General features: G+C 59.4%; 10 protein-coding genes and 1 pseudogene. 3 read left to right on the forward strand and 8 right to left on the reverse strand.

Annotated elements, in window-relative coordinates:
* Positions 1 to 546 precede the first annotated feature (546 nt).
* The 3 genes and pseudogenes from D8U71_RS23935 to D8U71_RS28680 form a co-directional block, all read left to right on the forward strand.
* Positions 547 to 1,680: an MFS transporter gene (locus tag D8U71_RS23935; protein WP_241663634.1), complete on the forward strand. Its 1,134-nt coding sequence runs from the start codon at positions 547 to 549 to the stop codon at positions 1,678 to 1,680.
* Between the two features lie 155 nt (positions 1,681 to 1,835).
* Positions 1,836 to 2,099: a hypothetical protein gene (locus D8U71_RS23940; RefSeq protein ID WP_071174375.1), complete on the forward strand. Its 264-nt coding sequence runs from the start codon at positions 1,836 to 1,838 to the stop codon at positions 2,097 to 2,099.
* Between the two features lie 62 nt (positions 2,100 to 2,161).
* Positions 2,162 to 2,287 (forward strand): annotated as a pseudogene (locus D8U71_RS28680) (metal ABC transporter ATP-binding protein); the annotation flags it as partial.
* Between the two features lie 19 nt (positions 2,288 to 2,306).
* Here the strand turns inward: D8U71_RS28680 and D8U71_RS23950 are convergent.
* From D8U71_RS23950 to D8U71_RS23985, 8 genes are all read right to left on the reverse strand, one after another.
* Entirely contained in the window at positions 2,307 to 3,287 is a 981-nt protein-coding gene (locus tag D8U71_RS23950) for a peptide ABC transporter ATP-binding protein (protein ID WP_016771723.1), read from the reverse strand.
* Positions 3,287 to 4,255 carry an ABC transporter ATP-binding protein gene (locus D8U71_RS23955; protein ID WP_016771722.1) on the reverse strand — a complete coding sequence of 323 codons (969 nt, stop codon included), beginning with the start codon at positions 4,253 to 4,255 and terminating at the stop codon, positions 3,287 to 3,289. The genes D8U71_RS23950 and D8U71_RS23955 overlap by 1 nt, the downstream gene beginning before the upstream one ends.
* A gap of 10 nt (positions 4,256 to 4,265) precedes the next feature.
* A complete protein-coding gene (locus tag D8U71_RS23960) occupies positions 4,266 to 5,192 on the reverse strand; it encodes an ABC transporter permease subunit (protein WP_130888826.1) in 927 nt (308 codons plus the stop codon).
* Between the two features lie 11 nt (positions 5,193 to 5,203).
* Positions 5,204 to 6,214: an ABC transporter permease subunit gene (locus D8U71_RS23965; RefSeq protein WP_016771720.1), complete on the reverse strand. Its 1,011-nt coding sequence runs from the start codon at positions 6,212 to 6,214 to the stop codon at positions 5,204 to 5,206.
* 73 nt (positions 6,215 to 6,287) lie between these two features.
* Positions 6,288 to 7,883, reverse strand: a complete 1,596-nt coding sequence (locus D8U71_RS23970) for an ABC transporter substrate-binding protein (protein WP_024011590.1) — start codon at positions 7,881 to 7,883, stop codon at positions 6,288 to 6,290.
* Positions 7,884 to 7,960: 77 nt separating this feature from the next.
* On the reverse strand, positions 7,961 to 9,382 hold the full coding sequence (locus D8U71_RS23975) for an OprD family porin (protein WP_016771718.1): 1,422 nt from the start codon (positions 9,380 to 9,382) through the stop codon (positions 7,961 to 7,963).
* A gap of 176 nt (positions 9,383 to 9,558) precedes the next feature.
* Positions 9,559 to 11,157 (reverse strand): ABC transporter substrate-binding protein, encoded by a 1,599-nt coding sequence (locus D8U71_RS23980; protein WP_024011591.1) that lies wholly within the window; start codon positions 11,155 to 11,157, stop codon positions 9,559 to 9,561.
* Positions 11,158 to 11,457: 300 nt separating this feature from the next.
* Entirely contained in the window at positions 11,458 to 13,083 is a 1,626-nt protein-coding gene (locus D8U71_RS23985; RefSeq protein ID WP_016771716.1) for an ABC transporter substrate-binding protein, read from the reverse strand.
* Between the last annotated feature and the right edge of the window lie 283 nt (positions 13,084 to 13,366).

Raw genomic sequence — 13,366 nt, forward strand, 5'->3', positions numbered from 1 at the left:
TTGCCGCGGGCAGCTGCGCTGCTTTGCTTTTCTGTGGGAGCGAGCCTGCTCGCGATGGCGGCCTGACAGCCGACCTGTTTCTTGAGGTCGCCCCAATCCAATTGTGGGAGCGAGCCTGCTCGCGAAAGCGGCCGGACAGCCGGCCTGTTTCTGAGGAGGTACGCGGTCAAATTGTAGGAGTGAGCCTGCTCGCGATGGCGGCCTGACAGCCGGCCTGTTTCTTGAGGTCGTCCCCAATCCAATTGTGGGAGCGAGCCTGCTCGCGAAGGCAATCTGCGAGCCGACGATTTTCTGTTTGATGCACTCAATCCAATTCGGTCGTTGAAGACTGCGAGCCTGAAAAGCAAGGTCAAAAGTTCTCAGCCTGCGACATTTCTTACAGCGTGTTGTAGGGCGGTTCCTTTTTCCCGTGTTTTGGATGTGCTGGTATGCGACAACCGCCATGTTGACCGGTAGTGTTCCAGTCCCTGCAAGTCGTTCGAAGAGGTCAATGGAGTGACAAGTCGGCTGAATCCCCTGCTGCTTCTTAAAGGCTATTTCACCCCCATGGCCTGGGTCCTCGCGGCGCTGTTGTTCATCAACCGCCTCAGCGCCATGGTCAAGCTGTTCATGGCGCTGTACCTGCGTCAGGAGCTGGGCCTGGCGATTGAAACCGTGGGCTGGTTGCTCTCAGCCTATGGCGCCGGGTTGCTGGTCGGTTCGATGCTCGGCGGCTGGCTCAGTGATCATGTGCGCACGGCGCGGCTGACAGCGGCGTTGTTTTTCGTTTCGGTGTGGGTGCTGATGCTGTTGGGGCTGGTGACGCAGGTGCCGTGGCTTGCCGGTTTGCTGTTGCTCAGCGGTGTCATCGATGGCGCGATTCGGACGTTGCATCAGCGGCTGATCATGGAGTATTGCGAGGTCGCGCAACGTTCCCGTGCGCAAGCCCTGAGCCGGGTCGCGCGTAATCTGGGCATGGCCGCTGCCGGGGTGGCGGGCGGAGTGTTGGCTCAGGCGGATTTTCGTTGGGTGTTTTTTGTCAGTGCGGCGATGACGATGCTGGCGTTGCTGTGGTTCGTGCGCACGACGTGGCGGCGGCCGGTGCTGGTGGTTGAAGACGAATCGATCGATGGCTCGAGCGTGCCGCTTCGCGACAAGCCGTTCCTCTGGCTGCTGGCGGCGACGGCCGTGCTCGGCATTGCGTTCGACACGGTGTACAGCACGCTGGGCAATTATCTGCGTGATTACTACCACCTGAGCACAGAGGCGATCGGTTGGCAGTTCGGGCTCAATGCGCTGTTGGTGATCGCTTTGCAGATTCCGCTGTCGCACTCGGTCGAGCGTTGGGGCTCGCGCTGGCAGATGCTCGCGGGCAGCTTGTTGCTGGCCTGTGGGCTGGGCATGTTGCCGTTCGGTTCCGGCTTGGCTTTTGTCTGTCTGTCGACGCTGATCTGGACGCTGGGCGAGGCCTTGTTCATGCCGCCGTTGAATGTACTGGCGATGCAGTTTGCCCAGAGCGGCAAAAGCGGTCAGTACTTCGGGCTGTTCTTCATGAGCTGGAGCGCCAGCGCGTTGTTGTCGCCGGTGCTCAGCGGTCAGCTGTATGGCCAGTTTGGCGGGCACAGTGTGTGGCTGATGAGCGCGCTGCTGGTGCTGATCTCCATTCCACTGACCTGGCAGGCCACGCGCGGGCTTAGCTGATTCGGTTATCAGGGTTATTCGAAAGCAATCTGGCGGTCGATGGCATTTCTGCCTGCGCGGTCGCGTCCTAAGTGGTGAGCCGGTCGGATCGCAACTAGATTTCACATCGAGCCAGTCCGGCAAGCATGTCTTAGCGCAACAGGATGGAGTCGGCCATGAAAAGCAGATTGCTACGGGTTTTGATGTTGTTGAAAGTAATGGTGATGCTATCCCTCGGCACCGCAACGGCGTGGGCCGAGTGCGAGGATCACGAATCTCAAGCGTTCAATGGGCAGGTCGGGCATAGCGGCCTGATGCTCGCCAAGTCCGAGTCGGAACCGGGGGATATGAATCAGGGTGGCAGCGCCGATGACGACGACTCGACCACGGACGATCCGGATACCGATGACCCGGATGACGAAGGCGATAGCCAGACGTAGATCGCCGGGCAAAGAAAAACCCCTTCGGCCTCGACTGATGCGCAATCGAGGTGGAAGGGGTTTTGTTATCGCATGAATTCCTGAATCAACACGAACTCCCTGTGGGAGCGAGCCTGCTCGCGAAAGCGTCATTTCAGTCGACAATGTTGGTGACTGTTACACCGCATTCGCGAGCAGGCTCGCTCCCACATGAGATATTTCGTGGGCCTACGCCGCGCCGTCGAGGAATTGCTCGGCGTAGTGGCAAGCCACCTGCCGATTATCCAGTTCACGCAACAGCGGCTCTTCCGTGGTGCAACGCTCGGTGGCGTACGGGCAGCGCTTGTGGAAAGCACAGCCCGGTGGCGGGTTCAGCGGGTTGGGCAGTTCGCCGACGATCTTGATTTTCGGCTTGTTCGGGTCCGGGTGAATCGTCGGGGTCGCCGATAGCAGGGCCTGGGTGTACGGGTGCAGTGGGCGTTCGTAGATGTCGTTTTTCGGGCCCAGTTCCACCGGGCGGCCGAGGTACATCACCATCACGTCATCGGCCACGTGCTGCACCACCGCGAGGTTGTGCGAGATGAACACGTAGGCGGTGTTGAACTCCTGCTGCAGATCCATGAACAGGTTGAGCACCTGGGCCTGAATCGACACGTCCAGCGCCGAAGTCGGTTCGTCCGCCACCAGCACTTTCGGTTGCAGCATCATCGCCCGCGCCAGGGCGATACGCTGACGCTGACCGCCGGAGAACATGTGCGGATAGCGCTGGTAATGCTCAGGGCGCAAGCCGACCTGCTTCATCATCGCCTGGACTTTCTCGCGACGTTCGGTGGCCGACAGCTTGGTGTTGATCAGCAGCGGCTCGGCCAGTTGATCACCGATTTTCTGCCGTGGGTTCAACGACGCATACGGGCTCTGAAACACCATCTGCACGTCTTTGCGCAGTTGCTTGCGCTCGGCCTTGTCGGCGCCGGCAACTTCCTGACCGGCGATCTGCAACGAGCCCGATGACGGCTCTTCGATCAGCGTCAGGGCGCGGGCGAGGGTGGATTTGCCACAGCCCGATTCGCCTACCACGGCAAGGGTCTTGCCGGCTTCCAGTTCGAACGACACGCCGTTGAGCGCGCGCACGGTGGCGTGGCCCTTGAACAGGCCACGGGAGACTTCGTAGTGACGGGTCAGGTCGCGGGCGGTAAGTACGACGGCCATTACGCCACCTCCTGGTTCAGCGGGTAGAAGCAGCGGGCGAGGCTGTTGGCTTTCGGATCAAGGCCCGGACGCTGGGTGCGGCAGTTGTCCTGCACGTACGGGCAGCGCGGCGACAGCAGGCAACCCTGCGGACGGTCATAACGGCCCGGGACGATGCCCGGTAAGGTCGACAGACGCGAGGCGCCGAGGCTGTGCTCGGGAATCGCCTTGAGCAGCGCTTCGCTGTACGGGTGCGCCGGGATGTCGAACAGTTGCGGCACCTGACCGACTTCCACCGCCTGGCCGGCATACATCACGCAGACACGCTGGGCGGTTTCCGCCACGACCGCGAGGTCGTGAGTGATCAACACCAGGCCCATGTTCTGCTCTTTCTGCAACGCCAGCAGCAGATCCATGATCTGCGCCTGAATCGTCACGTCCAGCGCGGTGGTCGGTTCGTCGGCGATCAACAGTTTCGGCTCGCCGGCAATCGCCATGGCGATCGCGACACGCTGGCTCATACCGCCAGACAGTTGATGCGGGTAGGCGTCCATGCGGCTGGCGGCGCCCGGGATCTCAACCTTTTCCAGCAGTTCGATGGCACGCTTGCGCGCTTGCTTGCCGGACATTTTCAGGTGCAGGCGCAGCACTTCCTCGATCTGGAAACCGACGGTGTAGCTGGGGTTCAGCGCGGTCATCGGGTCCTGGAAGACCATCGACAGGTCTTTGCCGACGATCTGCCGACGCTGACGATTGCTCAGTTTGAGCATGTCCTTGCCGTCGAAGCTGAGCGAGTCAGCGGTGACGATGCCGGGGTGCTCGATAAGGCCCATCAGCGCCATCATGGTCACGGATTTACCCGAACCCGACTCGCCAACGATGGCCAGGACTTCGCCCTTGTCGACCTTGAGGTCTAGGCCGTCGACCACCGGGGTCGCGGTCTTGTCGCCGAAGCGGACGTTGAGATTCTTGATTTCTAGCAGTGACATTTGAATCTCCTCAGGCGGCGTTCTTGAGTTTCGGGTCCAGCGCATCGCGCAGGCCGTCGCCCATCAAGTTGATTGCCAGCACGCTGAGCAAAATGGTCAGGCCAGGCAGACTTACCACCCACCAGGCGCGTTCGATGTAGTCGCGGGCCGAGGCCAGCATGGTGCCCCACTCAGGGGTTGGCGGTTGTACGCCGAGGCCGAGGAAGCCCAGTGCAGCGGCATCGAGAATCGCCGAGGAGAAGCTCAGGGTTGCCTGCACGATCAGCGGCGCCATGCAGTTGGGCAGCACGGTGATGAACATCAGACGCGGCAGACCGGCACCGGCCAGACGCGCGGCGGTGACGTAGTCGCGGTTCAGTTCGCCCATCACGGCAGCACGGGTCAGACGCACGTAGGACGGCAGCGAAACCACGGCAATCGCGATCACGGTGTTGATCAGGCCAGGGCCGAGGATGGCGACGATCGCCACGGCCAGCAGCAGCGACGGCAGGGCGAGCATGATGTCCATCAGACGCATGATGGTCGGGCCGACCACTTTCGGGAAGAAACCGGCAAACAGACCCAGCAGGATCCCCGGAATCAGCGACATCACCACCGACGACAAGCCGATCAGCAACGACAGGCGCGAACCCTGGATCAGACGCGACAGCAGGTCACGGCCGAGTTCATCGGTGCCGAGCAGGAACTGCATCTGCCCGCCTTCGAGCCACGCCGGCGGCGTCAGCAGGAAGTCACGGTATTGCTCGCTCGGATTATGCGGCGCGACCCACGGCGCGAAGATCGCGCAGAAGATGATCAGCAGCATGAACAGCAGGCCGGCAACGGCGCCCTTGTTCTTCGAGAACGCTTGCCAGAATTCTTTGTACGGCGACGGGTACAGCAGGCTTTGATCCACGGCGGACGAGGCGGTGGCTACTGAGGATGTTGGAGTGCTCATGGGTATTGACCTCAGCGCTGATGACGGATGCGTGGGTTGGCAAAGCCGTAGAGGATGTCCACCACGAAGTTGACCAGAATCACCAGGCAGGCGATTAACAGGATGCCGTTTTGCACCACCGGATAGTCCCGGGCGCCGATGGCTTCGATCAGCCATTTACCGATGCCGGGCCAGGAGAAGATGGTTTCGGTCAGGACCGCACCGGCCAGCAGCGTGCCGACCTGCAGGCCGACTACGGTCAGCACCGGAATCAGTGCGTTGCGCAGACCATGCACGAACACCACGCGCGACGGCGACAGGCCTTTGGCCTTGGCGGTGCGGATGTAGTCTTCGCGCAGCACTTCGAGCATCGACGAACGGGTCATCCGCGCAATCACCGCCAGCGGAATGGTACCGAGCACGATCGCCGGCAGGATCAGGTGATGCAGGGCGTCGAAGAACGCGCCGACGTCATCGGCCAGCAGCGTGTCGATCAGCATGAAGCCGGTCTTCGGCTCGATGTCATACAACAGGTCGATGCGCCCGGAAACCGGAGTCCAGCCCAGGCTCACCGAGAAGAACATGATCAGGATCAGGCCCCACCAGAAGATCGGCATCGAATAGCCCGCGAGGGAGATGCCCATCACCCCGTGGTCGAACAGCGATCCTCGTTTGAGTGCCGCGATCACCCCGGCCAGAAGCCCGAGGATGCCAGCGAACAGCAGGGCGGCCATGGACAGTTCCAGGGTCGCCGGGAAAAGAGAGGTGAACTCGGTCCACACGCTTTCACGGGTACGCAACGACTCACCGAGATCGCCCTGGGCCAGTTTGCCGATGTAGTCCAGGTACTGGGCATACAGCGGCTTGTTCAGCCCCAGGCGTTCCATTGCCTGAGCGTGCATTTCGGGGTCGACCCGACGTTCGCCCATCATCACTTCCACGGGGTCGCCCGGAATCATGCGAATCAACGCGAAAGTCAGCAAGGTGATGCCGAAAAACGTGGGGATCAACAACCCCAGTCGGCGGGCAATAAAACTAAACATCTTGTGTGGTACCTCATCAGCCGGTTAGGCGTGCCCGGTGTTCCATAGGTCAGGAGCACCGGGCGTTTCTTATCTACTTCACCTGGGTGGTGGCGAAGTTATTAGTGGTGAGAGGGCTGATGTGGTAGCCCTCTACATTGTTGCGCATTGCAGTGAACATCCGAGTATGGGCCATGCTGATCCATGGCTGGTCCTGATTAAACAGCACTTGGGCCTGTTCGTAGAGCGCGGCGCGTTCGGCCGGATCTACTTTAGCCCGCGCTTCATCCAGCAGTGCCTGGAATTTCTCGTTGCACCAGCGTGCGTAGTTTTCGCCGTTCTTGGCGGCCTCGCAACTGAGCATAGGCGTCAGGAAGTTATCCGGGTCGCCGTTGTCGCCCGCCCATCCGGCCGAGACCATGTCGTGCTCGCCGGCCTTGGCGCGCTTGAGCATCTCGCCCCATTCCATCACGCGGATGTCGATCTTGATCCCGACTTTCGCCAGGTCAGCCTGCATCATTTGCGCACCGAGCATCGGGTTGGGGTTGGTCGGACCGCCGCCGTTGCGGGTGAACAGGGTGAAGGTGGTGCCTTCCGGAACCCCGGCTTCCTTGAGCAGCGCGCGCGCCTTGTCGAGGTCGCGTGGCGGGTTCTTCAGGTCATGGTTGTAGCCGAGCAGGGTCGGCGGGTACGGGTTGACCGCCACCGACGCGTTACCCTTGCCGAACAGCGCGTTGACGTAGGCTTCCTTGTCGAACGCGATGTCGATGGCTTTGCGCACGCGTACGTCGCTCATGTACTTGTGCTGGGTGTTCATGGCGATGTACGAAACGGTCATCGCGTCCAGCTCGTCGACTTTCAGCTTGCTGTCTTTCTTGATGCTCGGGATGTCATCCGGTTTCGGATACAGCGCAACCTGGCACTCGTTGGCCTTGAGCTTTTGCAGGCGCACGTTGTTGTCGGTGGCGATCGCCAGGATCAACGCGTCGGCCGGCGGCTTGCCACGGAAGTAATCCGGGTTGGCCTTGAAGCGCACCTGCGCATCCTTGGCGTAGCGCTGGAAGATGAACGGGCCGGTGCCGATCGGCTTGTTGTTCAGATCGCCGGTCTTGTTGGCCTTGAGCAACTGGTCGGCGTATTCGGCCGGGTAGATCGACGAGAACGCCATGGCGATGTCAGCCAGGAACGGCGCTTCGCGACGGGTCAGGGTGAACTTGACCGTGTTGTCGTCGACTTTTTCTACGCTTTTGAGCAGTTCCTTGAAGCCCATGCTTTCAAAGTACGGGAAGCCCACGCTCGACAGTTTGTGCCACGGGTGATTCGGGTCCAGCTGACGCTGGAAGCTCCAGACCACGTCGTCGGCGTTCATGTCGCGGGTCGGCTTGAAATATTCGGTGGTGTGAAACTTGACGCCTTTGCGCAGGTGGAACGTGTAGGTCAGGCCGTCTTCGCTGATGTCCCAGGACTCGGCGAGCGCCGGGATCACTTCGGTGGTGCCGGGCTTGAAATCGGCCAGGCGATTGAAGATGGTTTCGGCCACAGCGTCCGCCGTGACTGCAGTTGTGTACTGGACCATATCGAAGCCTTCCGGGCTGGCTTCGGTGCAGACCACCAAGGGTTTGGCCGAGGCGCCGACAGCGACACTCAGCAACGCAGCCGCGATGGCCGCACGTAGGGGAAGCATTTTCATCGATAACCCTCTGCAATCGGTTGAAGACAGAAAACCGAACGGCCGACTCATCATGAGTCAGCCGTCGGTTGGCGTTTTTACAGAATGTTGAACGGGATGGTGGTTACGAGACGGAACTCGTTGATGTTGCCGTCAGCCTGGTGCTCGCTGGCGCGGTGAGTGGTGTAGGTCGCGCGAATTGCAGTGGCTTTGAGCGGGCCGCTTTGCACTGCGTAGGACGCACCGACACCGTATTCGTAGTGGGATTCTCCATCCATCAGGCTCAGGTCGCCGCGCTTGTCATCCGGAATGGTGTAAGCGGTGCCACGGTAGTGAGTACCGTCGATGCCCCAGCCGCGTGCCTGGTAGATGTTGAACTTCAGGCCCGGCACGCCGTATTCGGCCATGTTGATGCCGTAGGCAATCTGGAACGACTTCTCGTTCGGACCGTTGAAGTCCGACAGCAGGGAGTTGGCCAGGTAGATGCCGTTGGTTTCGTGCAGGTAGTCGAAGTACTCGTTACCGTTCACTTGTTGATACGAGAAGGTCAGGCTGTGGGCCTGGTGGGCCAGACCCAGCGACAGCGAATAGGTGTCGTTGTCGATGTTGCCCATCAGCTTTTTGCCTTCGTCGACGGTCTTGTAGTAGTTCAGGCCGGTGGTCAGGCTCAGCACTTGGCTGTCGCCCAGTTCGTGGGTTGCGCCGAAGTAGTACTGGTTCCAGAAGTCTTCCACGTTGGAACCGTAAAAGCTGGTTTTCAGGCTCTTGAACGGTTGGTAGTTGACGCCGGCAACGTAAACCTTGTCGGTCTCCACGCCAGTGGCTGAATACTCGGTGCGAAATTTCGACAGGCTCTGCTCGGTACGAGGGGAAACGCGGTCGAAGCCACCCGCGTCGAACGACAGGTTGTTGAACTCTTCGCTGTGCAGGGTAATACCTTCAAAGCTCGAAGGCAGCGGACGGTTACCGATGACATCGACAATCGGCGTGCTGAAGTTCTGGCGACCTGCGGTCAATGTGGTGTTGGATACACGAAGCTTGACATTGGCCAGACCCAGCTTGCTCCATTGGTCGACAGCGTCGCCGTCGGAATCCGCCAGGGTCCGGTTGGAGCCGCCAGCAATGTCCTTGCGATCACGATCCAGCACAATGGCGTTATAAGCGGCGACTTCGGTGCTCACGCCCACGGTGCCTTGGGTGAAGCCCGAGGTGTAGTTGACGATGGTGCCTTGCACCCAGTTGATCCGGCGTGGCGTCGGAGTGCGAACGGTAGGCGTGGTGTTCTTGTCGCTGTTTTTCACGTAGCTGAAACGGTCGTCGCGACGACGCAATTCGTTGGCATACCAGTTACGGGTTGTACCGCCCAGGCTTTGTCCATCGATAAAGCCTTTGGCCTCGCTTTGGGCGCTGCTGCCGGCCAATGTGGTAGGGACGAACTCCTGACTTGCAGGTTCGGCGTACGCGGTAGCAGTGATGCTGCTGATGGCCAGGGCCAGTATCGCGGTGCTGCTCAGTTTCATGGGTGAAGCTCCTTTACTTTCTTTTTATCCCGGCTTTTTTTGGTATGCCGGTTATTGGTTTAGAACTCGTTCACACATCGCAAACGTTTGCAAAAAGCCGGATGGGCGAATTTCGGCAAAGCGCTTGCGTGAGGGGAGTAGACGGCTCCCCTCAGCATTGCGGCTAATCGGTTGGTTTAATCAATACTGACACCCGAGAACACGTTGCGGCCGAACGGGCTGACTTTGAACCCTTCGACCCGGGTGCTTAACGGCTGGTTGACCGTCGAGTGGGCGACAGGCGTGATCGGCACTTGCTGTTTAAGCAATTGCTGGGCCTGTTTATAAAGCACGGTGCGCTGGTCGCGGTCGGTGACGACCTTGGCCTGTTTGATCAGCTTGTCGTAAGCCGGGTCGCACCACATGGAGTAGTTGTTGCCGCCGATGGCGTCGCAGCTGTACAGCGTGCCCAGCCAGTTGTCCGGGTCCCCGTTGTCACCGGTCCAGCCGATCAGGCTGACGTCGTGCTCGCCGTTTTTGGTGCGCTTGATGTACTCGCCCCATTCGTAGCTGACGATCTTCACTTTCAGACCGATCTTGGCCCAGTCGGACTGGAGCATTTCGGCCATCAGCTTGGCGTTCGGGTTGTAGGGGCGCTGCACTGGCATCGCCCACAGGGTGATCTCGGTGCCTTCTTTCACGCCGGCGGCCTTGAGCAGTTCCTTGGCTTTTTCCGGGTTGTAGGCAGCGTCCTTGATGGTGTCGTCGTAGGACCACTGTGTCGGTGGCATGGCGTTGACGGCCAGTTGGCCGGCGCCTTGATAAACAGCGTTGAGAATTCCCTGTTTATTCACCGCCATGTCCAGCGCCTGACGCACTTCCAGTTGATCGAATGGCTTGTGGCGCACGTTGTAGGCGATGTAGCCGAGGTTGAAGCCCGGCTTGGAAATCAGTTGCAGTTTCGGGTCAGCCTTCAGTGCTTCAACATCGGCAGGGCGCGGGTGCAGGGTGATCTGGCACTCGTTGGCCTTGAGCTTCTGCACGCGTACCGAAGCGTCGGTGTTGATCGCAAAAATCAGGTTCTTCAGCTTGACCCGGCTCGGATCCCAGTACTGCGGGTTGCCGGTATAGCGGATGTTCGAGTCTTTCTGGTAGCTCTTGAATACGAACGGCCCGGTGCCGATCGGCTTCTGGTTGATGTCGCTCGGCTTGCCGTCGGCCAGCAGCTTGTCGGCGTATTCGGCAGACAGAATCGAAGCGAAGCTCATGGCGATGTTCTGGATGAACGCGGCGTCGACGCTGTTGAGCGTGAACTCGACGGTCAGCGGCCCGGTCTTCTCGACCTTGGCGATGTTCTTGTTCAGGCTCATCCCGTTGAAGTACGGAAACTCGGTGGGATAAGCCTTGCGGAACGGCTGTTGCGCATCGAGCATGCGAGTGAACGTGAACACGACATCGTCAGCGTTGAAATCGCGGCTCGGCTTGAAGTAAGGGGTTGTATGAAATTTCACGCCTTCACGCAGGTGAAAGGTGTATTTCAGGCCATCTTCGGAAATGTCCCACTTGGTCGCCAGGCCCGGTACGACATTGGTCGCGCCTTTTTCAAACTCGACGAGGCGGTTGTACAGCGGCTCGGCGGCGTCGTTGTCGGTGGCCGTCGTGTACTGCGCGGTATCGAAACCCGCCGGGCTGCCTTCCGAGCAAAACACCAGGCTGTCGCTGGCGGCGTAGCTTGCAGACGTGGCGGCCAACAGGCCGGCGCCCAACAGTGCGGAAAAAATCAAGGTATGGCGCATGACGCTCCCTCTTTTTAGTGTTGTGCAATGCGTCAGGGTCCCTATCCCGGGACTTTCTGGTCGCATTGAGCTCAATCCAATACGTACGGCAAAACCGGTGGCCCACGCAGACACTGGTCAGTACGCGACGGTAGGCACCGTGCCTCTGGCAGTAAATACGTAATTGCCTTAATGCTCGTAGGAAAAGTCGACGCGCCTATACCGAAGCAATCATCTGCGGCGGATTTGGGTGTAGGCCTTTTCCTTTTTTCCCGGTAGATAAAGCAACGGCGACGTCAGAAACGCCGCCGTTGCAATGTCTTACTTGCTGACGCTGACGCCGTAGAAGGAATTCAGGCCAAATGGGCTGATCTTGAAATCCTGCACGTTGGCGCGCATGGGTTGATACACCGTCGAGTGAGCGATAGGTGTCATTGGAACTGCATCTTTGAGGACGTGTTGCGCCTGTTTGTACAGCTCGGTGCGCTTGCCCTGGTCAGTAGTGCGTTTGGCTTCTTTCACCAGGCCGTCGAACTTCTTGTCGCACCACTTGGAGAAGTTGTTGCCGCTCAGCGAGTCGCAGCCGAACAGAACGTTGAGCCAGTTGTCCGGATCACCATTGTCACCGCTCCAGCCAATGATCATGGCCTGGTTCTCGCCACCTTTGGAACGCTTGATGTACTCGCCCCACTCGTAGCTGGTGATCTTCACTTTCAAGCCGATCTTGGCCCAGTCGGACTGGAGCATTTCAGCCATCAGTTTGGCGTTCGGGTTGTACGGACGCTGCACCGGCATCGCCCACAGGACGATCTCGGTACCTTCCTTGACGCCGGCTTCCTTGAGCAGCTGTTTGGCTTTCTCAGGATCGTACTTGGCATCCTTGATGGTGGTGTCGTAGGACCACTGGGTCGGCGGCATGGCGTTGACGGCCAGTTGGCCGGCGCCTTGGTAAACCGAATCGATGATCTGCGGCTTGTTCACGGCCATGTCCAGCGCCTGGCGCACGCGCAGGTCAGCCAGTGGGTTGGCCTCGTTGCTGCCCTTGACTTTATCCATCACGTTGTAAGCGATGTAGCCCAGGTTGAAGCCGGCCTGATCCGGCATCTTCAGCGACTTGTCTTCTTTCAGCGCTTTCAGATCGGCCGGACGCGGGAACAGGGTGACCTGGCACTCGTTCTTTTTCAGCTTCTGGATACGCACCGATGGGTCGGTAGTGATGGCGAAGATCAGGTTGTCGATCTTCACGTCTTCAGGTTTCCAGTAGTCCTTGTTGCCGGTGTAACGGATGTTCGAGTCTTTCTGGTAGCTCTTGAACACGAACGGGCCGGTGCCGATCGGCTTCTGGTTGATGTCGGCGGCTTTGCCATCCTTGAGCAGTTGGGCCGCGTATTCGGCGGACTGCACGGACGCGAAGCTCATGGCCATGTTCTGGATGAACGCGGCGTCGACTTCTTTCAGGGTGAACTTGACGGTGTGGTCGTCGACTTTATCGATCTTGGTGATGTTGGTGTCCATCCCCATGTCGGTGAAGTACGGGAATTCGGTCGGGTACGCCTTACGGAACGGGTCGTCCTTGTTGATCATGCGGTTGAAAGTAAACAGCACGTCGTCGGCGTTGAATTCACGAGTCGGCTTGAAATACGGGGTGGTGTGGAACTTGACGCCTTCACGCAGGTGGAAGGTGTAAGTCAGGCCATCATCGGAAATGTCCCACTTGGTCGCCAGACCAGGAATCACGGCGGTGCCGCCGCGCTCGAACTGGGTCAGGCGGTTGAACATGGTTTCGGCTGAGGCGTCGAAGTCGGTTCCGGTGGTGTACTGGCCTGGATCAAAACCGGCCGGGCTCCCTTCGGAGCAGAACACCAGGTTAGTCGCAGCGGTGGCGAAAGGTGCGGAGGCTAACAAGCCTGCGCCGACTAGAAACGGAATGACCGCGTGTTTAAGCATGTTGGCCTCATGATTTGTTGTCATTTTTTAGTTGTGAGGTACGACCTCGTGAGTCGTGCCTGCGGATACTTATGCAGGCCCCATACCCAATGCAAGATCCAGAGCGGTCGGCGGCGTTAAACGGTGGCACGAACGTACCTTAATGTCGCATCCGTATAACTTTTGACGCATTTGACCGTTTGCGGGTGGTTTTTGCGGTGCATTCGGGGCGCTGAAATGGTGCGCTGAAGGTGTTGGGTGCGCTTGGGTGGGGCTTGGTGTTACTTATTTATACCCTTGGGGA

Source organism: Pseudomonas sp. Sample_21 (assembly GCF_004307525.1).
GTDB classification, from domain to species: domain Bacteria; phylum Pseudomonadota; class Gammaproteobacteria; order Pseudomonadales; family Pseudomonadaceae; genus Aquipseudomonas; species Aquipseudomonas atacamensis.